The organism is Mycetocola sp. Y791 (assembly GCF_059445325.1).
The window spans coordinates 90317-113116 of record NZ_JCAIUC010000004.1 but is presented as its reverse complement, the minus strand read 5'-3'; the positions used below and the strand labels follow the sequence as shown (position 1 = coordinate 113116).

Here is a 22800-nt window from a genome sequence, read left to right as displayed (position 1 = left end):
GAGGCGCGGTTAGCGCTTCGAGAACTGGGGAGCCTTACGAGCCTTCTTGAGACCGGCCTTCTTGCGCTCCTTGACGCGAGCGTCACGCGAGAGGAATCCGGCCTTCTTCAGGGTTGCGCGGTTGTTCTCTTCGTCGATCTGGTTGAGCGCACGGGCGATGCCGAGGCGCAGCGCGCCGGCCTGGCCTGAAGGGCCACCGCCGGAGATGCGAGCGATGACGTCGTAGCCGCCAGCCAGGTCGAGGATGGTGAACGGGTCGTTGATGAGCTGCTGGTGCAGCTTGTTCGGGAAGTACTCGGCAAGCTCACGGCCGTTGACCGTGATGGTGCCGGTTCCCGGGATGAGCCGAACGCGGGCAATAGCCTGCTTACGACGGCCAACTGCTGCTCCGGGCACGCTCAGTGCGGGACGGGCTGCCTTGGGAGCTGCCTCGACCGGCGTTTCGGTGGAGAAGCTCTCCGGGGTCTCTGCGATGGAATCTGCGATCTTCGCCACTGTAGGAATCCTTATTTCTATTCCGGGCGCTTACTGGGCGACCTGGTCGAGGGTGAACGTCTTGGGCTGCTGCGCAGCGTGGGGGTGCTCGTTACCGGTGTATACCTTCAGCTTGCGCAGCTGCGCAGCACCGAGGGAGTTCTTGGGGAGCATGCCGCGAACAGCCTTCTCCACCGCGCGGGTCGGGTTCTTCTCGAGCAGCTCGGCGTAGGTGACAGCCTTGATGCCGCCCGGGTAACCCGAGTGGCGGTAAGCCTTCTTCTGCAGGAGCTTCTGGCCGGTAAGAGCGACCTTCTCGGCGTTGATGATGATGACGAAGTCACCGGTGTCCATGTGGTTCACAAAGGTAGCCTTGTGCTTTCCACGGAGGAGAATGGCGACCTGGCTGGCCAGACGGCCAAGCACGATGTCGGTGGCGTCAATGATGAACCAGTCACGCTGGATCTCAGAGACCTTGGGGGAATAAGTGCGCGTCACAGTAGTGCTGCTTTCTTGTCGTAAGTTGGTTGGTCGTGAATCCCGCTCCGTTGGGAGTTCTGACGAGAACGCCGCAGGTGGAGGGCTCAACTTCGGGTGCCGCACTGCAGGGAGTATGGACACCAAGGAGCAACCTTACCCGGCCTCATCATCGTCGTCAAACTCGGCAAAGGGGTCGCGGCCGTCGTCGAGGCTCCGTCGCTGGCGCGTCAGCGCGGCACGCTGCCCCAGCAGGGCATCGCTTGGATACCCCACCTCGGCGAGGGTGAGGCCGCGGGCGGGCATCACAGCGAACTCGTTCGACCTCGTCACCTCGCTCCGCAGCCGCTCAGCGTCAGCCACTTCCAGCTTCCCCTCACCCACAGCAACGCAGACACCGACGAGCGCGCGAACCATGCTGTGGCAGAAGGCATCCGCTCGCACATCAGCCACGAGCACTCCCTCAGCATCCCTGATCCAGCCGAAACGCTGAAGCGTGCGGATCGTGGTCCTGCCCTCGCGGGGCCGGCAATACGTCGCAAAGTCATGGAGGCCGACGAGCGATTGGGCTGCCGCGTTCATCCGGTCGACATCGAGCGGCGACGGATGCCATACCGTCTGGGCGCGCTCCAGCGGATTGCGGAAGGAAATGCTGTCGGCGATCCGGTACTCGTAGCGGCGCCAGATCGCGGAGAAGCGTGCATCGAAGCCCGGCGCGGCCGGGCGGGCGTTGGTGATGAGAACGTCGGGGTACTGGCCGAGGACGCCGTTGACCTTGCGGCGCAGTGCGCTTCCCGTCGGATGCAAGCCGTCTTTGGCCGGTCTCCCCCGGCGAACGCGAGCAGCGCGTTCCTCGTCGAGATCGAGGTGTGCCACCTGGCCCGTCGCGTGCACGCCGGTGTCGGTGCGTCCGGCGACCGCGACCAGGATCCTGTCACCGTGCTTGCCCAGGATGGTGGTGATGGCTTCCTCGAGCACGCCCTGCACGGTGCGGAGCCCCGGCTGCTTCGCCCAGCCCGCGAAGTGCGTGCCGTCATAGGCGATGTCGAGCCGGAATCTGGTGCTGGTCGGGGCGGGGTCCACCTCGGAAGTTTATCGGCATCACCGGTGGCATCCGCCCGCGCACATCCGCACGCCATCACCCACGCGCTCGCACCTCCGCGCGAGCGCATCACTTCCGGTCGAGAACATCCCGCGCAACTGATGCGCTCGACCGCAACTGATGTTCTCGTCCGCGCGGCACCCGCGCCGGGTGAGCTCGCCGCCCGGCGAGAGCACCAGTTCCGGTCGAGAACATCCCGCGCAACTGATGCGCTCGACCGCAACTGATGGTCTCGCGCAGTTTGCACGTCCCGGCGCTGAGCCCGCCCGCAGGTGCCTCTCCCCCGGTGTCGGCACGCACCCACGCGGACGGCGACGGATGTCGGCGGGCACGCGGCAACGCGGCATCCGGTCGCCCCGCACACGGCACCCGTGCCGAGTGAGCTCGCCGCCCAGCGAGAGCACCACTTCCGGTCGAGAACATCCCGCGCAACTGATGCGCTCGACCGCAACTGATGTTCTCGCGCAGTTTGCACGTCCCGGGTGCCATACGCACCAGCGCGACGCCGCCAACGGCAAAGCCCCCGCCATCCAAAAGGATGACGGGGGCTTCGAGTGAAACGAGTGCTACTTGGTGTCGTCGGCCTTCTCAGCCTCGACGACCTCAGCTTCGGTTTCAGTAACCTCAGCCTCGGGAGCTGCCTCGGCTGCGGGCTCTTCAGCCTCAACCTCGGGAGCAGTCTCTTCGGCGACAACAGGCGTCTCAGCCTGTGCGGCAGCCGGCTTCGACTTCTTCACCTTGGGGGTGACGGGCTCGAGAACGAGCTCAATCTGAACCATCGAGGCGTTGTCGCCCTTACGGAAGCCGAGCTTCGTGATGCGGGTGTATCCACCCTCGCGCTCTGCAACGAGCGGCGCGATCTCGGTGAAGAGCTCGTGAACGACCGAGGTGTCACCGATCGTGCGCATAACGCGACGGCGGGAGTGCAGGTCGCCCCGCTTTGCGAACGTGATGAGGCGCTCGGCGACCGGGCGGAGGCGCTTGGCCTTCGTCTCGGTGGTCTTGATGCTCTTGTGGGTGAACAGGGCAGCGGCCAGGTTGGCGAGCATCAAACGCTCGTGCGCTGGTCCGCCTCCGAGGCGGGGGCCTTTAGTGGGCGTAGGCATGTTGTATCTCCAGTATCAAAAAATGAAAGGGCGTCCGGGGACGAGCCTTAGTTGCTTGTCTCGTCGTCGTAGCCCGAGTAGAAGTGAGCGCCATCGAACCCGGGAACCGAGTCCTTGAGCGAAAGGCCCATTTCCACGAGCTTGTCGCGAACCTCATCGACCGACTTCTGTCCGAAGTTGCGGATGTTCATCAGCTGGGTCTCGCTCAGAGCGACAAGCTCGGAGACCGTGTTGATGCCCTCGCGCTTGAGGCAGTTGTATGAACGGACCGAAAGGTCGAGGTCTTCGATCGGAATCGAGAGCTCGCCGGGCAGAACGGCGTCAACCGGTGCCGGGCCGATCTCGATGCCCTCTGCCGCGTTGTTCAGCTCGCGAGCGAGGCCGAACAGTTCGACGAGGGTCTTGCCCGCTGATGCGATGGCGTCGCGCGGCGTGATGGCCGGCTTCGTCTCGACATCGACGACCAGGCGGTCGAAGTCAGTGCGCTCACCGGCACGAGTTGCCTCGACGCGGTAGGTGACCTTGAGCACTGGCGAGTAGATCGAGTCGATCGGGATCTGGCCGGCTTCGGAGAACTCGTTGCGGTTCTGCGTTGCTGACACGTAGCCACGGCCACGCTCGATGGTCAGTTCGAGTTCGAACTTCGCCTTGTCATTGAGGGTCGCGATGACGAGGTCCGGGTTGTGGACCTCGACGCCGGCCGGTGCCGAAATGTCAGCGGCGGTGACCTGCCCAGCACCGGTCTTACGAAGGTAAGCGGTGATCGGCTCGTCGTGCTCGCTCGAAACGACGAGACCCTTGATGTTCAGGATGATCTCGGTCGCGTCTTCCTTGACACCGGGGATGGTGCTGAACTCGTGCAGCACGCCGTCGATGCGGATGCTGGTTACTGCAGCGCCGGGGATGGAAGACAGAAGGGTACGGCGAAGTGAATTGCCGAGGGTGTATCCGAAGCCAGGCTCCAGGGGCTCAATCACGAACCGGCTGCGGAACTCTGAAATGTTCTCTTCGGTGAGCGTTGGGCGCTGTGCAATAAGCACTATGTGTTCCTTTCGGCTAAGTGTCCGCTATATGACACTTGCAATGACGAGGTATGAAGTTGTATCCGAGCCGACGATTGAGCAGCGCCAGAACTGGCGCCGCTCAATCGTCGAGAATCGAAGTGTGCTTAAACGCGGCGGCGCTTCGGCGGGCGGCAACCGTTGTGCGCCTGCGGGGTAACGTCGTTGATCGATCCGACCTCGAGGCCAGCGGCCTGAAGTGAACGGATCGCGGTCTCGCGGCCTGAACCGGGTCCCTTGACGAAGACGTCAACCTTCTTCATGCCGTGTTCCTGTGCCTGGCGGGCAGCAGACTCTGCAGCGAGCTGAGCGGCGAACGGGGTCGACTTACGTGAACCCTTGAAGCCGACTCCACCAGAGGATGCCCAGCTGATGACAGCACCAGTCGGGTCGGTGATCGAGACGATCGTGTTGTTGAAGGTCGACTTGATGTGGGCCTGGCCCACAGCAATGTTCTTCTTCTCTTTTTTACGCGGCTTGCGGGCAGCGGTTTTGGGTGCAGCCATGAATATCTCCTAAATCTTTCGGCAAAGAGCTCGAAGGCCGGGGCCTAGCGAGCCTTCTTCTTGCCGGCAACTGTGCGCTTCGGGCCCTTACGGGTACGAGCGTTGGTCTTGGTGCGCTGTCCACGAACGGGCAGGCCACGACGGTGACGAATTCCCTCGTAGCTGCCAATCTCAACCTTGCGGCGGATGTCGGCCTGAACTTCACGGCGGAGGTCACCCTCTACCTTGTAGTTGCCTTCGATGTAGTCACGCAGCAGGACCAACTGGTCGTCGCTGAGATCCTTCACACGGATGTCTCCGCTGATGCCGGTGTCGACGAGGGTCTTCAGAGCCCTCGTGCGTCCAACACCGTAAATGTACGTCAGTGCGATTTCCACGCGCTTATCGCGGGGAATGTCTACGCCGGCGAGACGTGCCATGGTGGCTTCTCCTAGGAGTTAGTGGAGGTGTGGAGCAGTTCCTGTGCCCGGGCCTCCGACCCGAGGTGTCCCTCGAATGAGTTCTGGAACTGCCGATATTGTGCAGCTTGCGCTGCGATTGGTGTACTGCTGTTCTTCGTCAGACGAAGAATTTAGCCCTGGCGCTGCTTGTGGCGCGGGTTCTCGCAGATGACCATGACGCGTCCATTGCGACGGATGACCTTGCACTTTTCGCAGATCTTCTTAACGCTGGGCTTGACCTTCATGAGTTTCTCTCTCTCGCTGTCGTCGTACCGCTCCCTCAGGTCCGAACACAGATGTGCCGAACCAGCCTGAGCGGCCGTTACTTACAGTGCGTGTTACTTGTAGCGGTAAACGATCCGGCCGCGGGTCAGATCGTAGGGGCTGAGCTCCACGATCACGCGGTCCTCGGGGAGGATGCGGATGTAGTGCTGACGCATCTTGCCGCTAATCGTGGCAAGAACGCGGTGACCGTTGGTCAGCTCAACACGAAACATCGCGTTGGGCAAAGCTTCAACGATCGAGCCTTCGATCTCAATGACACCGTCTTTTTTGGCCATAGCCTCACTGTCGCTAAAAATAGTTGCACTGGTCGTGCGGTGGATTTCGATGCTGCTGAGTCCTTGTGGATGACACGCCAGAAACGTGCGCAAAGCACCAACAGACAATCTTATGGTATTTATTGCCTTTTCGCCAACTGGCGACGCTGCTACTTCTGGTGCTCCCGCACGACCGTGACGAGGCCGGCATAGAGCGGATGCTCCGGCGCAAGTCCCGAGACACGCTCGACGAATTCGTCGGCGCTGAGCTCCGAGAGCAGGCCCTGCATTTCGGTGCTTTGCTCGTCGTCGGCCACCTGGAACTCGAGTGCTTTCCCGATGGCGTCGAGCAGCGCGGTGTGACTCAAGCCACGCTCGGCCAGTTCCGCTGCCGGGCTGATGAATCGCTCGTTGCGGCTGAGCTTGCGCAGCGGCTGTCTGCCAACGCGCTGCACGGTGTCCGGCAGGTGCGGATTGGCGAAGCGGGTGAGGATCTTCTCCCGGTACTCGCGCTGCACCTCAGCGTCGATCCCGTGCTTGACCACGAGAAGCGCGCTGGTTTCCTCGAGGACGCGGCGCACGGCATCCGCAACGTCACTGTTCGCCAGCACGTCGGAGATCTTCTCGATGCCGGCGGCGAAACCGTAGTAGGCCGCGGTGGCGTGGCCGGTGTTGACGGTGAACAGCTTGCGCTCGATGTACGGTCCGAGAGCGTCGACGAACGTCGCACCGGGGATCTCAGGCAAAGCGTCCCCGAACGGGCCAGACTCGATGACCCACTCGTAGAAGGCCTCGACCGTGACGTCGATGCCCGCTGCCGGGTCCTGGCCTGGCACGATCCGGTCGACGGCTGTGTTCGCAAAGACCGCACGCGGCGAGAGCGCCTCCCACTGCTCGGGAGCGACGCTCGACTGGATCTCGGTCCTGAGCAGATCTGTCGCGTTGATGGCGTTCTCGCAGGCCATCACGGCGAGCGGAGGAAGACCCGAGTCCCGAAGGGCAAGGGCACGCGCGATCACCGGAGCGACGAACTTCAGGATGTTCGGTCCGACCGCCGTCGTGACGACATCGGCCGTCTGAATCTCGGCGATGAGCTCGTTTTCGTTCGTGGCACTGTTGACGGCACGGTAGCCGGTGACGGTGCGATCAGAGCCACCGTCACCGACCTCGTGCACCTCGTAGCTCGGCGCCGCGTTCAACGCGTCGATGAGCTCAGCGTTCACGTCGGCGAAGACAACTTCATAGCCGGCGTCGTGGAGCAACAGGCCGACGAATCCTCGTCCGATGTTGCCCGCGCCGAAGTGAACAGCTTTCATTCTGCGTTGACCTCCTCGAGCAGCGCGAACAGTTCGTTCGCGTCTGCGGCGTTGATGAGCTTCGAAACCTCGTCCTCGTCCGAGAACACAATGGCGATCTTCGAGAGGATCTCGAGGTGCTCATTGTTGAGCCCGGCGATGCCGACGGCGAAACGCACCTCATCCCCATCCCAGTCGATCGGGTTCGTGTACCGGACGAGCGACAGCGCCGAACGCACGATCGCATCCTTGGCGTCGTTCGTTCCGTGGGGAATCGCGAGGAAGTTGCCCATGTAGGTCGAGACGGATGCCTCGCGCTCCAGCATCGCGTCGACGTACTCCGGCTTCACCGCGCCGGCGGCGACCAGGAGCGCGCCGGCCTCGCGGATCGCTTCTTCCTTCGTCGTAGCCGATCCCTCGGCGACGATGTTTCCCGGTGTCAGGATGGATTCGGTCATTCGGCGGCTCCCTGGCTGTTGTTGCGCTTGACGAGTTCGACGACCTCATCGTATTTCGGGCTGTTCATGAAGTTGTCGACCGAGATGTGCTGTGAGTTCGGCGACTTCTCCCGTGCCCGGTCCGTGAGGTCCTGGTGGGTGATGACGAGATCGGCGTCACCCTTGAGGTTCGCGATCGACTGGTTGGTCACAGTGACGTCGGTAACGCCGGCCTTCTTGATCTTGTTGCGGAGAACGGATGCTCCCATGGCGCTTGAGCCCATACCGGCGTCGCACGCGAAGACGATGTTCTTCACGAGCGTCGTGGTTCCGGTTCCTGTTGCCGAACCGGTGTCCGTGGTTCCCTCGGTGACGAGGCCGCCGAGGACCGAGCTCTGCTTGCCCTTGTTGGCCTGGGTTGCAGCAACGGCCGCTCCCATGTCACCGGCGTTGCCGGACGCGAGGTCGCGCTTGCGCGATGCCCGCAGGATGACGGCTGCCACGACGAACGACACAGCTGCCGCGATCAGGACCGAGAGGATGACACCGACGAAGCTGTTGCGTTCGGTCACGGCGAGAATTGCGAAGATGCTGCCGGGAGACGCGACACTGACGAGACCGGATCCGAAGATCGCGTTGGTCGCGACACCACTGGCTCCACCCGCGATGACGGCGAGGAGAAGAATCGGCTTCGAGAGAACGTACGGGAAGTAGATCTCGTGGATTCCACCGAAGAACTGGATGATGATCGCACCGGGTGCGGTCGCCTTCGCAGCGCCGAGGCCGAAGATGCTGAACGCCAGGAGCAGTCCGAGTCCTGGACCAGGGTTTGCCTCGAGCAGGAAGAGGATGCTCTTTCCGGTTTCCTCAGACTGCTGAAGTGCCAGCGGGGTGAGGACGCCGTGGTTGATGGCGTTGTTGAGGAACAGAACCTTTGCTGGCTCGATGAGGATGCTCGCGAGCGGCAGGAGTCCGGCTTCGATCAGCCAGTTGACAGCTGTACCCAGCGCGGTTGTGATCGCCTGGATGATCGGGGCGAGCCCGAAGTAGGCGATGATCGCGAGGATCGCGCCGAGGATGCCGGCCGAGAAGTTGTTCACCAGCATCTCGAAGCCGGCCTTGATCTTGCCTTCCCAGAGGCTGTCGACCTTCTTCATGATCCACGCGGCGAGCGGGCCGGCGATCATGGCGCCGAGGAACATCGGCGAACCGCTGAAGACCGGGTCTCCCATGGTCGCCGTGATGATTCCCATGGTCGCGATCGTCGCGACGACGCCACCGCGCTGGTCGTAGATCATCCGGCCGCCGGTGTTGGCGATCAGAAGTGGAAGCAGGAAGTAGAGGATGGGAGCAACGAGGGTTGCGAGCTGCGCGTTCGGCGTCCAACCGGTGTCAATGAAGAGTGCGGTGATCAGCCCCCACGCGATGAACGCGGGGATGTTCGGCATGACCATGCCGGACAGGAAGGTGCCGAATCGCTGAACGCGAACCCGTGCACCCCCTGCCTTCTTGGTCTGTGTCGACGACGTCGTCGTTGTCATGATTGTTCCTCTTTCAGGGTGAGTGCAGCGGCGGCAACCGCTGCACGGGCTTCGGCCGCGCCTTCGGCGGCCAGGGCGATCTCGGCGAGTTTTCGGGCCTCGTCGATGGTGTATTTCAGGAGGGACGCTCGTACGTCGACGAGCGCCGGGGTGGACATGGACAGGGTGGTCGCGCCGAGTCCGACGAGCACGACGGCGAGGAGCGGGTCAGCCGCGGCCTCACCGCAGATTCCGACCGGCTTGCCGGTCGAGGCGCCGGCAGCGCCGACCTCCCCGACGAGACGGAGCACAGCGGGGTGCCACGGGTCCTGGAGCGCTGCGACCGAGCCGAGCATGCGGTCGGCAGCGAGCGTGTACTGGGTCAGGTCGTTGGTGCCGATCGACGCGAAGTCACTTGCTGCGAGGACCTGGGGGGCGAGGAGCGCGAGCGACGGCACTTCCACCATCACACCGGCGGTTTTGATGCCGTACTCACGGGCGATGGCGACGAAGTACTTCGTCTCTTCGACCGTCGACACCATGGGTGCCATGACCCACAGGTCGGCTTCGGTTGCCTTGTCGGCTTCGGCGAGAGCGGTGAGCTGCTCGCGAAGGATGTCCTCGCTGGCCCGAAGGGCGCGCAGCCCGCGCAGGCCGAGTGCCGGGTTCTCCTCGTGCACATCGTTGAGGAAGGGCAACGGCTTGTCAGCTCCGGCGTCAAGCACGCGGACGACGACCTTCTTGCCGGGGAATGCCTGCAGCAGTCGCGTGTAGTGCTCACGCTGCTGGGCGACTGTCGGCGCGGAACCGCCGGCGTCGAGGAAGAGGAATTCGGTGCGGAACAGTCCGACACCCTCCGCTCCCGCGTTCGCTGCGCCCTGCGCGCCCTCGGACGAACCGAGGTTGGCGAGCAGAGGGACCAGGGTCCCGTCCTTGAGCGCACCGGGGGTCACCGGGGCGACCGCTGCAGCCTGGCGCTCGGCGATACGTCGTTCGGCCGAGGCAACCTCGTCTTCGCTCGGCGAGGCCGTTACAGTTCCTGCCGCAGCGTCGACGATGACCGTCGTCCCGTCGGCCAGCGCCGAGACATCCGCCGTGCCGACGACCGCGACGATTGACTTCTCGCGGGCGAGAATTGCCGTGTGTGATGTCGGTCCGCCATCGCTCGTAATGAGGCCGAGGACCTTGTCGAGGTCGAGAAGCGCGGTGTCAGCCGGCGCGAGGTCGCGCGCAACGAGCACGAACGGGTGGTCGGGGTTCGGTACGCCAGGAGCGGGCACACCGGAGAGGTCGGCGATCACGCGCTGGGAGACATCGTCAAGGTCTGCGGCGCGCTCCCCCAGGTAACCGCCCATGGCGGCGAGCTGGTCGCGGAAGCTGGCGAACGCCTCGAACACGGCGCGCTCGGCGGTGATCCCCCGCGCCAGGCTCTCATCGATGATGTCGGAGAGTGTCGGGTCCTCTGCCATCATCGCCTGTGCTTCGAGCACGTCGCGGGCGGTGCCACCGGCGGACTTTCCCCGTTCCTCCAGGTCGCGCGCGACAACGCTGAGCGATGCCCTCGCGCGTCCGGCTTCGTCCTCAACGGACTTCGTGCTCGGCGTGTCCTGCGGCTCAGGCAATGGCTCAGACATACGGGCGACGACACCGACGACCACACCCTGTCCGATCCCGGTGCCCTGCAGTGTTGTGTGTGTTCCTGTCACAGTCATGACTGCTCTCCTCGGCTCGTTGATCGTTTATTCGTCATGGTCGGTCACAAGTAGCTCCACGAGTTGATCGAGCACAGCATCGGCGTTGGTACCGTCTGCGGTGAGCGTGACGTAGTCACCGAAGTCGACACCGAGCGAGATCACACCGAGGATGCTCGAAGCGTTGACCGGTTTGCCGCTTCCCTTGGCGATGGTGACGTTTGCCCCAGACGCCGCCGCCGCCTGTGTGAACAGTTTCGCGGGACGGGCGTGGAGACCGTGAGATGAACCGATTCGAACGGTGCGTTCAGCCATGAAGTGTTTCCTCCGTCGCTTGCCTGTGTGTTCCCTCGCGTGTGGACCGTGCTCCGGCAGCTGAAAGAGCAAGGTCGAGGGCTTCGTCGCCAGCCGGCGACGAGAAGACTGAGGCGGGCATGACCGCGACGGCCACTCCTCGTGAGTGAGCGGTCGAGCGGATGCTGTCGACATACGGGGTCAGGTGGGGTCCGAGGAGGACGACATCAGCGCCCGCGCTCTGAGCGTCGAGGGCGTTGAGGGGGCACGCTGTCGCTGACACGTCGATCTTTCTCGCCATGGCCGCTTTCCTCACGCGCTGGGCGACAAAGGTACTGGACGCTCCCGCGCCGCACACTACGAGGATCTTCATTGATCCGCCTCCGTCGACCTGTTGCTATGGAAATCTGCGCCGAAAAATGGCCAGCTTGTCAAGCATTACGAGTTCCGAAGGTGATTGCCACCATGTTCTCTTCCGCAGGGTAGGAAACCCCGAGCGGCTTTCGGGCGTGAAATCGACGAACGAGGCCCACTCGAGGGTAACGTTGACTGGAGTCGGGACCGGCCATCGCGGACTCGGGTTCGACAGGAGTTGCACGTGACACGCGAGAAACAAGACCGCATCGCCTGGTATCTCGCGCGCGCCGACACCTGGGTCACCGCCGCCGAACTGGCAGACGCGCTCGGCGTGACCACGCGCAGCGTGCGGAATTACGTGACCGCGCTCAAGGACCGGGCTGCCGGGCTCGACCTCATCACGGGAGGGCCGCAGGGCTACCGGATTTCCCTCGACGCCTGGGCGGCGTTCAGGCAGGGTGCGCTCGAGTCGCAGACTGAGACGCCCCGTGCCCGGCTGTACTCCATCGTGCGGCGTCTCGTCGACAGCCCTGACGGACTCGATGTCTTTGAACTCGCATCAGCGCTGTTCGTGTCGGAGTCCACCATCGAAGCCGACCTGTCGCGCGTCCGTCTGCTGCTCTCCGAAGCGGAGCTGACGCTCGTCCGGTCCGGAAGCACGGTGATGCTCCGTGGCAGCGAACTGGCGAGGCGCCGGTTACTCAGCCGCATGTTCCGCGACGAGACCGAACGCGGGCTGATTGAACTCGAGGCGATCCAGCGTGAATTCTCGGCACACAATCTCAGCGAGTTCAAGACCGACCTGCTCGCCATGCTCACCGACCTCGGTTATCTCCTCAACGACTACGGCATCGACAATGTTCTCCTGCACATCGCGATCGCCGTCGACAGGGTGTCGAAGGACCAGCGGGTCCAGGAGGGGGCACCTCAGCCCGCCGAGGCATCCACCGAACTGACCGAGAGACTTGGCGCCCTCATCGAGGCATCCCTCGGCACCAGGCTCGGCGCTACCGATGTCGAGTACCTCGCGTATCTCCTCGCGACGAGGGGCGTCCAGGCCACAGACGCGGTCGACGGCACCGACGCGCACCCCGGATACCTGGATTCGTCCGACCTCGAGACCGTGCGCTCGATCGTGCTCTCCGCCGGAAACGAGTATCTCGTCGACCTCAGCGATGAGGATTTCATCACCAGGCTGACCCTGCACGTCCAGAACCTGCTTCGCCGTGCGCAGGAGCACTCCTACTCCCGCAACCCGCTCGCTCGGAGCATCAAGACCTCGTACCCGATGATCTACGAACTGGCGGTGTTCATCGCGAGCCGGCTCCAGCGCCAGGGATCCATCGAAATCAACGACGACGAGATCGCCTACATCGCCATGCACGTTGGCGCCCACCTTCAGCAGCAGGTCAGGCGGGACGAGTTGATGCGCTGCGTCATCGTCTGCCCGAACTACTACGACATGCACCTCATGCTTCGCGATCGGGTCATGATCCTCCTCGGCGACACGCTCGAGGTGGTCAAGGTCATCACCCGGAGTGACGTCGCGTGGAACGAACTCGACGCAGACATCGTGCTCACGACCATCGAGCCCCCTGTGCCGTCCGACTCGATCCTCACCGTTCAGCCGTTCTTCACCGATGCCGATGCCGACCGGGTGCGCCAGGCGATCGCGAGGCTCAAGCGGGTCCGCCGCAGGGCGCTGATCAAGGACGACGTGCTGCGGTACTTCGACGGCGCACTCTTTCTCCGCAACGTCCAGGCCAGTGACGAAGAGTCCATGATCCGCACCCTCGGCGGGCTCATGCGCGACCGCGGCATCATCGACGACAGCTACATCGAAGGCGCCATCGAGCGAGAACGGATGTCATCGACCGCCTTCACCGATTCGCTGGCCGTTCCGCACGCCATGGCGATGACGGCAACCACGACGTCGATAGCTATTGCCGTGAACGAGTCCAGCATGCCGTGGGGCGACAGCCGGGTGAACGTCGTCGCGCTCATCGCGTTCAGCGAGGCAGGACGCGCGAGCTTCCAGACGGTGTTCGATCAGTTCGTCGAGGTCTTCTCCGACCGGGAGGACGTCCAGCGCATCATCCGCAAATCCACGGACTTCGCCGCGTTCATCGACGAACTCGTCCGCACCATGGATTCCTAGCCTCAGGCAAGCAACGCTGAGTTCAGCCGTCTGGTCAACTCGCGATCGGTGGGGATCGGCGTGCCGTCCACCTCGGTGACCGGCACAGCGAGGCGGACGCTCGACACCAGCCAGACAGCATCCGACCGAAGCAATTCGGCTACGTCGACTGTTCGGTACACGCACTCGAAGCCCTGACCCGTGAGGTGATCGAAAAGCTCGGCCTGCGTGGTCCCCGCCAGGATGCCGAATTGGATCGTCGGGGTGACTATGGTGTTTCCCTGCCGGACGAGCAACGTCGACGTCGGTCCTTCCAGCGCGAAGCCGTCTGTTGACGTAAACACGACATCGTCTGCACCACGACGCTGTGCTTCGCGAATGGCAGCCATGTTGATGGCGTACGACAGGGTCTTGGCCCCCACCAGCAGCCACGGGCTGGTCTCGCCAACGTCGTTGGCGTAGCCGCGGCTGAGGGTGACAATCCTGACCCCGTTCTCGCGCTCGGGAAAGTCACGGGTGATGGCGGTCGCTGTGGCCCAGCACGTCGGACCGGCCGACTCCGTCCCGCGGGTGATGGTGAGTCGGATGGACGCCTGTCCCCCGGCGGGGAGCGCGTCCAGCAGCTCGGCGATGGCCCGGCGCCACTGGTCGTGGTTCGGCTCGGGCAAGTCGAGCTTCTGAGCGGATGCCGTCAGCCTGGCGAGGTGGGCGTCGATACCGCGCCCGCGACCGTCGTGCGCTCCGAGCGTCTCGAACACCCCGTCGCCGCGCGCAGCGGCGGCGTCGAATGCGGTGAGAATCGGCTCGTCTTCCGCCGCAAACGTCAGCGAGGCGCTGAGTTCAGCGGCCGTGGCAACCCGGTCCTCCGGGAGCGGATCGATCAGCAGCACGAGTCGAGTCATGCCATCGACACTAGCCGCAGAACCGGTCTCAGGCGATGGGAGTTGGAGTCACGCCGAACGGAGCGAGGCCGGCCGCTCCCCCGTCCTCCGCGGTCAGCACCCAGATTCCGTCCTTGTGGACCGCGACGCTGTGCTCCCAGTGGGCAGCGGCGAGGCCATCATCGGTGGCGACGGTCCAGTCGTCATCGCGCGTGTGGGTGTCAATGCTCCCGAGTACGACCATCGGCTCGATGGCAACCACCAGTCCCGGTTTCACCTCTGGGCCCTTCTGACGAACCCGGTAGTTGAAGACGGGGGGCGCTTCGTGCATCGAGCGTCCGATTCCGTGCCCGACATAGTCGGTGAGGATGCCGTAGCTTCCGTGCTTCTCGACGTACTCCTGGACCGCTTCACCCACCTCGTTGAGGTGACGCGCGCGGGCAAGCCGCGCGATGCCGGCCCAGAGCGAACCTTCGGTGACGTCGGAGAGCTTCTGACGCTCTGCGACGAGCTCAGGACGCGACGGGTCCGGCAGGACGACGGTGATCGCCGCGTCACCATTCCAGCCGCCCAGGATGGCACCGCTGTCCACCGAGAGGATGTCTCCCGGCTCCAGGCGACGCCCGCCCGGGATTCCGTGCACTACTTCCTCGTTGACCGAGGCACAGATCGTGTGGTTGTAGCCCGGCTCGAGCTTGAAGTTCGGCTGACCGCCAAGGGCGATGATCGCGGCTTCCGCAGCCGCGTCGACCTCGAGTGTGGTTCGACCGACAGCGATCGCCTGCCGCGCTGCGGCGAGCGATGCGGCGGTCGCGAGTCCCGGCTCCACCATGAGGCGAAGCTGGGCAGGGGTTTTGTAGATGGACTTGCGCAGCATGGTGTGTCTGGGATTTCTGGTTGGTGCTCGGGCGAGCAGGGTCAGACGGTAACCGCGATGCCACGCGCAGCGAGGGCATCCCGGACGCGCCTGGCGACCTCGTCGACAGGTCCGAGGCCGTCGACATCGATCACGAGGCCGCGGTCCGCGTATGCGGCGATCACGGGCTCGGTCTGGTCGTGGTAGACATCCTGGCGGTGCCGGATGACGTCTTCGGTGTCATCGGCGCGTCCCTGCTCTGTCGCCCGCTTGAGCAGCCGGGCGACGACCTCGTCCGGGTCGGCGACCAGGCGCACGACGGCGTCGAGCTCTGAACCGGTTTCGGCGAGGATCGAGTCGAGCTCGTGAACCTGGTCGACGGTACGTGGGTAGCCGTCGAGCAGGAATCCCTCGTTCGCGTCGTCCTGGTGAAGCCGATCACGGACGATCTCGTTGGTGAGCGAGTCTGGCACGTACGAACCGCTCGACACGATCTCCTGGATTTTCATCCCGAGCTCGGTCCCGTCCTTGATGTTCGCGCGGAAGATATCGCCGGTCGAGATCGCCGGGATCCCGAACGTCTCGGCGATGATGGCGGCCTGGGTTCCTTTTCCTGCGCCGGGAGGACCGACGATCAAGAGGCGGGTCATCGGAGAAGTCCTTCGTAGTGACGCTGTTGCAGCTGTGAATCGATTTGTTTGACGGTTTCGAGCCCGACACCGACGATGATGAGGATCGACGCGCCACCGAACGGGAAGTTGGCGTTTGCGCCAACCAGCGCGAGGGCGACCAGCGGGATGAGTGCCACGAGGCCGAGGTACACCGACCCTGGCAGCGTCACGCGGGTGAGCACGTAGTCGAGGTACTCGGCGGTGGGACGTCCCGCGCGGATACCGGGGATGAAGCCGCCGTACTTCTTCATGTTGTCTGCCACTTCCTCCGGGTTGAAGGTAATAGCGACGTAGAAATAGGTGAAGCCGACGATGAGCAGGAAGTACAGGGCCATGTACAGCGGGTGGTCGCCCTGCACGAGGTAGTTCGTCACCCAGGTGACCCACGCGGCCGGCTCTTCGCCAGCGGCCGGCGTGTTGAACTGGGCGATCAGTGCGGGCAGGTACAGGAGCGACGATGCAAAGATCACCGGCACGACACCGGCCATGTTGACCTTGATCGGGATGTAGGTGTTGTTGCCACCGTAGGTGCGGCGTCCCACCATCCGCTTCGCGTACTGAACAGGGATGCGTCTCTGCGACTGTTCAACGAACACGACGAGCATCATGATCACGATTCCGACGGCGAGGACGAGCAGGAACGTCTCGAATCCCTTCGCAGCCCAGATCGACCCGAGCGAGCTGGGGAAGGTTGCAGCGATGGAGGTGAAGATCAGCAGCGACATTCCGTTGCCGATCCCGCGCTCGGTGATCATTTCACCGAACCACATGATGAGCCCCGTACCAGCCGTCATGGTGATGACCATGAGAAGAACGGCGTACCAGGTGTCGTTGGTCAGCAGCTGGCTGCACTCGGCGCTCGCGTTCGTGCCGAACAGCGCGCCTGACCTCGCAACAGTGATGAGCGTCGTCGACTGCAGGATGCCGAGGAAGATGGTGAGGTACCTGGTGTACTGGGTCAGCTTGCCCTGGCCGGACTGGCCCTCTTTGTGGAGCGTCTCGAAGTGCGGGATCACAACGCGCAGCAACTGCACGATGATCGACGCCGTAATGTACGGCATGATCCCGAGCGCGAAGATCGAGAGCTGGAGCAGGGCTCCACCGGAGAAGAGATTGACGAGTTCGTAGAGGCCGGAGGTCCCCTGGTTCTGCGCCAGGCAGGCCTGGACGTTGCCGAAGTCGACGAACGGTGCTGGAACGAATGAACCAAGGCGATACAGGGCGATGATGCCCAGTGTGAACCCGATCTTCCGTCGAAGGTCTGGAGTGCGGAAGATCCGCGCAACGGCGCTAAACAAAAAAGGCCTCCTGGTTTTCGAGCCGAAGAATTCGGCTCTTAGTGCCGGTTGATGGCCCCGTATCGAACAGGCCCGGCAATCGAATCTACTCGATTACCGGGCCTGTCGAACAATCGGTGACCTGCTCATTAGTGTGAGCGCTCGACCGGCGTCTTTTGTTTTACTTTACAGAGCCGCCAGCAGCAACGATCTTCTGCTCAGCTGATCCGGAGACCTTGTCTACCGAAATGTTCAGCTTCACGTCGATGTCGCCGTTTCCGAGGACCTTGACCTTCTCGTTCTTGCGAACGGCGCCCTTGGCGACGAGGTCGGCAACTGTGACGTCGCCGCCCTTCGGGTAGAGCTCAGCGAGACGCTCAAGGTTGACAACCTGGTACTCGACGCGGAACGGGTTCTTGAACCCGCGCAGCTTCGGAGCACGCATGTGCAGTGGCAGCTGGCCACCGGCAAAGCCGGGACGAACCGAGTAACGAGCCTTCGTACCCTTGGTTCCACGACCAGCAGTCTTACCCTTGGAGCCTTCACCACGGCCAACGCGCTGGCGGTCCTTCTTCGATCCCTCAGCGGGACGAAGGTGGTGGACCTTGAGCACCTGCGGGCGAGGAGCGGACTCCTCCGCCTTCTTCGCGGGGGCCTTCCGAGCAGGAGCCTTCGCCACGGGGGCGTCAGCAGCTACGGTCTCGGCCTTGGCGGAAGCCGCCTTGGCAGGCGCCTTCTTCGCTGGAGCCTTCTTGGCAGCGGGCGCCTTTGCGTCAGCCGTCTTTACAGCGGCCTTCTTCGCGGGAGCCTTCTTGGCGGTCTCCTCGGTGACATCTTTCTTGTCAGCCATTAGTCGATCTCCTCAACCTTGACGAGGTGAGCAACAGTGTTGACGTAGCCACGGTTCTGCGAGTTGTCCTCACGGACAACAACAGCACCGATGCGCTTCAGTCCCAGGCTGCGCAGTGTGTCGCGCTGGTTCTGCTTCTCACTAATTTTGGATTTGATCTGCGTGATTCGCAATGAAGCCATTACGCACCTACCTTTGCGGCTGCCTTGGCAGCGGCCTGGGCCTCGACCTGCAGCAGCTTGGCAGGAGCAATCTCGGAGTACTCCTTGCCACGGCGTGCGGCAACGGCGCGAGGCTCTTCGAGCATCTTCAACGCGGTAACTGTCGCGTGAACGATGTTGATGGTGTTCGACGAACCGAGCGACTTGCTGAGAACGTCGTGGATGCCTGCGCACTCGAGGACGGCGCGGACGGGACCACCGGCGATAACACCGGTACCCGCAGCGGCCGGACGCAGGAGAACAACACCTGCGGCTGCCTCACCCTGGACGGGGTGCGGGATGGTCGAGCCGACGCGGGGAACGCGGAAGAAGTTCTTCTTCGCTTCCTCGACGCCCTTGGAGATGGCGAGAGGCACTTCGCGAGCCTTGCCGTAGCCGACGCCGACCATTCCGTTGCCGTCTCCGACGACGACGAGAGCGGTGAAGCTGAAGCGACGACCACCCTTGACGACCTTGGAGACACGGTTGATGGTGACGACGCGCTCGAGGAACTGGTTCTTGTCAGCGTCGCGGCTGTTACGCTCGCGGCCCTGGTTACGCTCGCCACGACCGCCACGGCGGCTGTCGCGAGCATCGGTGCGACCCGAGCTCTCGGTACCAGCTGCGGTTTCGACCGGCTTTTCGACGGCTGGCAGCTCAGCAGCAGCTGCAACCTCGGTCTTCTGTACATCACTCACAGGTTCAACCCACCCTCTCGAGCACCCTCGGCGATAGCCGCGACGCGACCCGCGTAACGGTTGCCACCGCGGTCAAAAACGACTTCTTCGATGCCGGCGCTCTTCGCACGCTCTGCAACGAGCTCGCCGACCTTCTTGGCCTTTGCGGTCTTGTCACCGTCAAAGGTACGGAGGTCAGTTTCGAGGGTCGATGCCGACGCGAGGGTGAAGCCCTTGCTGTCGTCGACGACCTGCACGAATACGTGACGAGCCGAACGGGTCACAACGAGACGCGGTCGAGCCGCTGTTCCCGCGATCTTCTTACGGAGGCGCGCGTGACGACGGTCACGCGCAGCCGACTTGGACTTTACGGCCATGGTTACTTACCAGCCTTTCCGGCCTTGCGGCGAACAATCTCGCCGGCGTAACGCACACCCTTGCCCTTGTACGGCTCAGGCTTGCGAATCTTACGAATGTTGGCAGCAGCCTCGCCGACGGCCTGCTTGTCGATACCAGACACCGTGAGCTTGTTGTTGCCCTCAACGGTGAGCGTGATGCCGGCAGGCGGGTCGATCAGGACCGGGTGCGAGAAGCCGAGAGCGAACTCAACAGAGCCGCCCTTCTGTGCAACGCGGTAACCGGTTCCGACAACCTCAAGGCCCTTGGTGTAGCCCTGGGTGACGCCGACGATCTGGTTGCTGATGAGTGTGCGGGTGAGTCCGTGGAGCGAACGTGATTCACGCTCGTCGTCGGGGCGAGTGACCAGAACCTGGCCATCCTCAACCTTGACCTCGATGGGGCTGGCGACGTTCAGCGCGAGCTCACCCTTCGGGCCCTGGACGGTGACGGCTGAGCCGTCGACCGATACGGTGACCCCTGCGGGGATCTCAATGGGAAGTCTTCCAATACGCGACATATCTGGCTACCACACGTAAGCGAGAATTTCTCCGCCTACGCCCTTCTTCTCAGCCTGACGGTCTGTAAGCAGACCAGAGGAGGTGGACAGGATGGCGACGCCGAGGCCGCCGAGAACCTTGGGGATCTCCGTCGACTTTGCGTACACGCGGAGGCCTGGCTTCGAGACACGCTTGATGCCCACAATGGAGCGCTCGCGGTTCGGGCCGAACTTGAGGTTCAGCGTCAGGGTCTGTCCGACGCGTGCGTCAGAAACTTCCCATCCGGAGATGTAGCCCTCAGAGGTGAGGATCTCCGCGATGTGGCTCTTGAGCTTCGAGTGCGGCATGGACACGGTGTCGTGGTGCGCCGAGTTCGCGTTGCGCAGTCTGGTCAGCATGTCTGCGACCGGATCTGTCATTGTCATGTGTTATTTCCTTCGGTTCACCAGGTTTCGTTCACCCGTTACACGAATGACGACCTGTGGTGGTTAGGGGAGAAACGGATGCTCCGCCCCCCTGATCTCCACGCTCGAGTGCGCCGAACACCGATTTGTCGAACAAATTGGTGCCGGCGCAACCGTGCGAGAGAAATCTTCAGTTGTGAGCAACCGCAGTGCGGGCCGGCTGCAAGCAACCGACCCACTCTACAGTTACTTTGCGCTGTCTGTTGACGTGAAGGGGAATCCGAGCGCCTTGAGGAGCGCGCGACCCTGCTCGTCGGACTTCGCCGTTGTAACAACGGTGATGTCCATTCCGCGTACGCGGTCGATCTTGTCCTGGTCGATTTCGTGGAACATCGACTGCTCGGTCAGACCGAACGTGTAGTTGCCGGTGCCATCGAACTGCTTCGGGCTGAGGCCGCGGAAGTCGCGGATACGCGGGAGAGCGAGGCTCAGCAGGCGGTCCAGGAACTCCCACATGCGGTCCCCACGAAGCGTGACGTGGGCGCCGATGGGCTGACCTTCGCGCAGCTTGAACTGTGCGATGGACTTGCGGGCCTTGGTGACCTGTGGCTTCTGACCGGTGATCTTGGTCAGGTCGGCAACAGCGCCATCGATGATCTTTCCATCGCGGGCTGCCTCACCGACACCCATGTTCACGACGATCTTGGTGAGCGTCGGAATCTGGTGCACGTTGGTCAGGCCGAGTTCCTTGAGCAGCTGCTCCTGGATCTCTGCCTTGTACTTTTCCTTGAGGCGGGGCTGGATTTTGCCAGCCGCCACTGCCGTGTCAGTCATTAGAGGTCCTTACCTGACTTCTTGGCGTAACGAACACGGACCGTCTTGGTGACGCCGTTCTTCGTTACTTGCTCGTTGCGGTGTCCGACTCGCGTCGGCTTCTTGGTCTCGGGGTCAACGAGAGCCACATTCGAGATGTGGATCGGAGCCTCGTGGGTCTCGACGCCACCGGTCTTCGTTCCGCGCTGGGTCTGACCCTGGCGGACGTGCTTGGTGACGTAGTTGACGCCCTCAACGATGACGCGGTTCTTCTCGACCAGGACCTGGATGACACGACCCTGCTTGCCGCGTGAACCGCCGCGAGCCTGGGTTGCGCCAGAGATGACCTGGACGAGGTCGCCCTTTTTGATCTTCGCCATGACTAAATAACCTCCGGTGCCAGCGAGACGATCTTCATGAACTTCTTGTCGCGAAGCTCGCGACCGACCGGTCCGAAGATACGGGTACCGCGGGGGTCGCCGTCGTTCTTCAAAATCACTGCTGCGTTCTCATCGAACTTGATGTAGGAGCCGTCCTGACGACGGACTTCCTTCTTGGTGCGAACGATGACCGCCTTGACGACGTCACCCTTCTTGACGTTTCCGCCGGGGATTGCGTCCTTGACGGTCGCAACGATGGTGTCGCCGAGGCTGGCGTAACGCCGACCGGATCCGCCGAGAACACGAATGGTGAGAAGCTCCTTGGCGCCGGTGTTGTCGGCAACCTTGACTCTGGATTCCTGCTGAAGCATTTTCTAACTCCTTCTGACAAGTAAAGCCCGGGGGCTTACTTGGCCTTCTCGAGGATCTCGACCAGGCGCCAGCGCTTTGTGGCGCTGAGCGGACGGGTCTCGCTGATCAGAACGAGGTCACCGATGCCGGCGCCGTTGAGCTCGTCGTGCACCTTCCTCTTGGAGGTGCGGCGGATGACCTTGCCGTAAAGCGGGTGCTTTACGCGGTCTTCGACCTCAACCGTGATGGTCTTGTCCATGCGGTCGCTGATGACGTATCCACGTGCCGTCTTGCGGTAGCCACGAACAACGGCCTCAGCCTCAGTCGAGGGTGCTGCGCCCTTAGCGTCAGACTTAGCCATTACTTGGCCTCCTCAGTCTCGGTTTCGGGTGCCGCTTCAACGGCATCCTTCTTCTTGGTCTTCTTCGCAGCCTTGACCGGAGCCTCGACTTCAACCGGAACCGGGGTGGCCCGAATTCCGAGCTCGCGCTCACGGATGACCGTGTAGATGCGAGCGATGTCGCGCTTCACGGCGCGCAGGCGGCCGTGGGTTTCGAGCTGGCCGGTGGCCGACTGGAAGCGCAGGTTGAACAGCTCTTCCTTGGCCTTGCGCAGCTCGTCGACAAGACGTTCGTCTTCAAATGTGTCGAGCTCAACGGGGGTGAGCTCCTTGGAACCGATCGCCATTATGCGTCGCCCTCCTCGCGCTTGATGATGCGTGCCTTGAGAGGCAGCTTGTGGATTGCACGGGTCAGTGCCTCGCGGGCGAGTGTCTCGGGGACACCAGCAACCTCGAAGAGCACACGGCCGGGCTTGACGTTCGCGACCCACCACTCGGGCGAACCCTTACCGGAACCCATGCGGGTTTCAGCAGGCTTCTTGGTGAGCGGACGGTCGGGGTAGATGTTGATCCAGACCTTTCCACCACGCTTGATGTGACGCGTCATCGCGATTCGAGCGGACTCGATCTGACGGTTGGTCACATAAGCGGGGGTGAGGGCCTGAATGCCGTACTCGCCGAAGCTGACAACGGTTCCACCGGTGGCCTGGCCAGTGCGGTGGGGACGGTGCTGCTTGCGGTGCTTGACACGACGTGGAATAAGCATGA

32 protein-coding genes are annotated in these 22800 nt (G+C 63.1%); 1 reads left to right on the top strand and 31 read right to left on the bottom strand.

Going from position 1 to position 22800, the window contains the following annotated elements; all coding sequences use genetic code 11:
* Positions 1-9: 9 nt before the first annotated feature.
* The 15 genes from rpsI to AC1C2N_RS13545 form a co-directional block, all read right to left on the bottom strand.
* Positions 10-495 (bottom strand): 30S ribosomal protein S9, encoded by a 486-nt coding sequence (gene rpsI, locus AC1C2N_RS13615; protein WP_483404868.1) that lies wholly within the window; start codon positions 493-495, stop codon positions 10-12.
* Positions 496-525: 30 nt separating this feature from the next.
* Positions 526-972: a 50S ribosomal protein L13 gene (rplM, locus tag AC1C2N_RS13610; RefSeq protein ID WP_108962888.1), complete on the bottom strand. Its 447-nt coding sequence runs from the start codon at positions 970-972 to the stop codon at positions 526-528.
* Between the two features lie 135 nt (positions 973-1107).
* Entirely contained in the window at positions 1108-2034 is a 927-nt protein-coding gene (gene truA, locus AC1C2N_RS13605) for a tRNA pseudouridine(38-40) synthase TruA (RefSeq protein ID WP_483404869.1), read from the bottom strand.
* 585 nt (positions 2035-2619) lie between these two features.
* On the bottom strand, positions 2620-3159 hold the full coding sequence (gene rplQ, locus AC1C2N_RS13600) for a 50S ribosomal protein L17 (protein WP_495434274.1): 540 nt from the start codon (positions 3157-3159) through the stop codon (positions 2620-2622).
* Positions 3160-3206: 47 nt separating this feature from the next.
* Positions 3207-4199 carry a DNA-directed RNA polymerase subunit alpha gene (locus tag AC1C2N_RS13595; RefSeq protein ID WP_108391747.1) on the bottom strand — a complete coding sequence of 331 codons (993 nt, stop codon included), beginning with the start codon at positions 4197-4199 and terminating at the stop codon, positions 3207-3209.
* A gap of 128 nt (positions 4200-4327) precedes the next feature.
* The gene (gene rpsK / locus AC1C2N_RS13590; RefSeq protein ID WP_108391748.1) at positions 4328-4726 is read right to left on the bottom strand and encodes a 30S ribosomal protein S11; all 399 of its coding nucleotides are present in this window, start codon (positions 4724-4726) and stop codon (positions 4328-4330) included.
* A gap of 44 nt (positions 4727-4770) precedes the next feature.
* Complete coding sequence (gene rpsM, locus AC1C2N_RS13585) at positions 4771-5145, bottom strand: 30S ribosomal protein S13 (RefSeq protein ID WP_108391749.1); 375 nt, start codon at positions 5143-5145, stop codon at positions 4771-4773.
* A gap of 152 nt (positions 5146-5297) precedes the next feature.
* A complete protein-coding gene (rpmJ, locus tag AC1C2N_RS13580) occupies positions 5298-5411 on the bottom strand; it encodes a 50S ribosomal protein L36 (protein WP_108391750.1) in 114 nt (37 codons plus the stop codon).
* A gap of 93 nt (positions 5412-5504) precedes the next feature.
* Positions 5505-5726, bottom strand: a complete 222-nt coding sequence (gene infA / locus AC1C2N_RS13575) for a translation initiation factor IF-1 (RefSeq protein ID WP_108391751.1) — start codon at positions 5724-5726, stop codon at positions 5505-5507.
* Between the two features lie 149 nt (positions 5727-5875).
* Positions 5876-7021, bottom strand: coding sequence for a mannitol-1-phosphate 5-dehydrogenase (locus AC1C2N_RS13570; RefSeq protein ID WP_495434273.1), 1146 nt, complete (start codon positions 7019-7021; stop codon positions 5876-5878).
* Complete coding sequence (locus AC1C2N_RS13565) at positions 7018-7458, bottom strand: PTS mannitol transporter subunit IIA (RefSeq protein WP_483404872.1); 441 nt, start codon at positions 7456-7458, stop codon at positions 7018-7020. The genes AC1C2N_RS13570 and AC1C2N_RS13565 overlap by 4 nt, the downstream gene beginning before the upstream one ends.
* Positions 7455-8978, bottom strand: coding sequence for a PTS mannitol transporter subunit IIBC (locus AC1C2N_RS13560; RefSeq protein ID WP_495434272.1), 1524 nt, complete (start codon positions 8976-8978; stop codon positions 7455-7457). Before AC1C2N_RS13560 ends, AC1C2N_RS13565 begins: the two co-directional genes overlap by 4 nt.
* On the bottom strand, positions 8975-10669 hold the full coding sequence (gene ptsP / locus AC1C2N_RS13555) for a phosphoenolpyruvate--protein phosphotransferase (RefSeq protein ID WP_495434271.1): 1695 nt from the start codon (positions 10667-10669) through the stop codon (positions 8975-8977). Before ptsP ends, AC1C2N_RS13560 begins: the two co-directional genes overlap by 4 nt.
* A 27-nt stretch (positions 10670-10696) precedes the next feature.
* A complete protein-coding gene (locus AC1C2N_RS13550) occupies positions 10697-10963 on the bottom strand; it encodes an HPr family phosphocarrier protein (RefSeq protein WP_108391756.1) in 267 nt (88 codons plus the stop codon).
* Positions 10956-11315 (bottom strand): PTS sugar transporter subunit IIB, encoded by a 360-nt coding sequence (locus AC1C2N_RS13545; RefSeq protein ID WP_483404875.1) that lies wholly within the window; start codon positions 11313-11315, stop codon positions 10956-10958. Before AC1C2N_RS13545 ends, AC1C2N_RS13550 begins: the two co-directional genes overlap by 8 nt.
* Positions 11316-11540: 225 nt before the next feature.
* Between AC1C2N_RS13545 and AC1C2N_RS13540 the strand changes: the two genes are divergently transcribed.
* A complete protein-coding gene (locus tag AC1C2N_RS13540) occupies positions 11541-13457 on the top strand; it encodes a BglG family transcription antiterminator (protein WP_483404876.1) in 1917 nt (638 codons plus the stop codon).
* Positions 13458-13459: 2 nt separating this feature from the next.
* On the opposite strand, the gene AC1C2N_RS13535 is transcribed toward AC1C2N_RS13540, so the two are convergent.
* The 16 genes from AC1C2N_RS13535 to rplP all read right to left on the bottom strand — a co-directional run bounded on the left by AC1C2N_RS13535 (position 13460) and on the right by rplP (position 22798).
* Positions 13460-14338: an aminodeoxychorismate lyase gene (locus AC1C2N_RS13535; RefSeq protein ID WP_483404877.1), complete on the bottom strand. Its 879-nt coding sequence runs from the start codon at positions 14336-14338 to the stop codon at positions 13460-13462.
* 28 nt (positions 14339-14366) lie between these two features.
* The gene (gene map / locus AC1C2N_RS13530; RefSeq protein ID WP_483404878.1) at positions 14367-15194 is read right to left on the bottom strand and encodes a type I methionyl aminopeptidase; all 828 of its coding nucleotides are present in this window, start codon (positions 15192-15194) and stop codon (positions 14367-14369) included.
* A gap of 41 nt (positions 15195-15235) precedes the next feature.
* On the bottom strand, positions 15236-15823 hold the full coding sequence (locus AC1C2N_RS13525; RefSeq protein WP_483404879.1) for an adenylate kinase: 588 nt from the start codon (positions 15821-15823) through the stop codon (positions 15236-15238).
* On the bottom strand, positions 15820-17142 hold the full coding sequence (gene secY / locus AC1C2N_RS13520) for a preprotein translocase subunit SecY (protein WP_483404880.1): 1323 nt from the start codon (positions 17140-17142) through the stop codon (positions 15820-15822). Before secY ends, AC1C2N_RS13525 begins: the two co-directional genes overlap by 4 nt.
* 160 nt (positions 17143-17302) lie before the next feature.
* Positions 17303-17971, bottom strand: coding sequence for a 50S ribosomal protein L15 (rplO, locus tag AC1C2N_RS13515; RefSeq protein ID WP_483404881.1), 669 nt, complete (start codon positions 17969-17971; stop codon positions 17303-17305).
* The gene (rpmD, locus tag AC1C2N_RS13510; protein WP_108391763.1) at positions 17971-18153 is read right to left on the bottom strand and encodes a 50S ribosomal protein L30; all 183 of its coding nucleotides are present in this window, start codon (positions 18151-18153) and stop codon (positions 17971-17973) included. The genes rplO and rpmD overlap by 1 nt, the downstream gene beginning before the upstream one ends.
* Positions 18153-18869 (bottom strand): 30S ribosomal protein S5, encoded by a 717-nt coding sequence (gene rpsE, locus AC1C2N_RS13505; RefSeq protein WP_416046393.1) that lies wholly within the window; start codon positions 18867-18869, stop codon positions 18153-18155. The genes rpmD and rpsE overlap by 1 nt, the downstream gene beginning before the upstream one ends.
* Positions 18866-19225, bottom strand: coding sequence for a 50S ribosomal protein L18 (gene rplR, locus AC1C2N_RS13500; protein ID WP_108391764.1), 360 nt, complete (start codon positions 19223-19225; stop codon positions 18866-18868). Before rplR ends, rpsE begins: the two co-directional genes overlap by 4 nt.
* 2 nt (positions 19226-19227) lie before the next feature.
* Positions 19228-19764: a 50S ribosomal protein L6 gene (gene rplF, locus AC1C2N_RS13495; protein WP_108391765.1), complete on the bottom strand. Its 537-nt coding sequence runs from the start codon at positions 19762-19764 to the stop codon at positions 19228-19230.
* A gap of 6 nt (positions 19765-19770) precedes the next feature.
* Positions 19771-20169 (bottom strand): 30S ribosomal protein S8, encoded by a 399-nt coding sequence (gene rpsH / locus AC1C2N_RS13490; RefSeq protein ID WP_483404882.1) that lies wholly within the window; start codon positions 20167-20169, stop codon positions 19771-19773.
* 225 nt (positions 20170-20394) lie between these two features.
* Complete coding sequence (gene rplE / locus AC1C2N_RS13485; RefSeq protein WP_108391767.1) at positions 20395-20982, bottom strand: 50S ribosomal protein L5; 588 nt, start codon at positions 20980-20982, stop codon at positions 20395-20397.
* Positions 20982-21341: a 50S ribosomal protein L24 gene (gene rplX, locus AC1C2N_RS13480; protein WP_108391768.1), complete on the bottom strand. Its 360-nt coding sequence runs from the start codon at positions 21339-21341 to the stop codon at positions 20982-20984. The genes rplE and rplX overlap by 1 nt, the downstream gene beginning before the upstream one ends.
* Before the next feature lie 2 nt (positions 21342-21343).
* A complete protein-coding gene (gene rplN, locus AC1C2N_RS13475; protein WP_108391769.1) occupies positions 21344-21712 on the bottom strand; it encodes a 50S ribosomal protein L14 in 369 nt (122 codons plus the stop codon).
* Between the two features lie 35 nt (positions 21713-21747).
* Entirely contained in the window at positions 21748-22053 is a 306-nt protein-coding gene (rpsQ, locus tag AC1C2N_RS13470; protein WP_108391770.1) for a 30S ribosomal protein S17, read from the bottom strand.
* Complete coding sequence (rpmC, locus tag AC1C2N_RS13465) at positions 22053-22379, bottom strand: 50S ribosomal protein L29 (protein WP_483404883.1); 327 nt, start codon at positions 22377-22379, stop codon at positions 22053-22055. The genes rpsQ and rpmC overlap by 1 nt, the downstream gene beginning before the upstream one ends.
* Entirely contained in the window at positions 22379-22798 is a 420-nt protein-coding gene (rplP, locus tag AC1C2N_RS13460; protein WP_108391772.1) for a 50S ribosomal protein L16, read from the bottom strand. Before rplP ends, rpmC begins: the two co-directional genes overlap by 1 nt.
* Positions 22799-22800 lie beyond the last annotated feature (2 nt).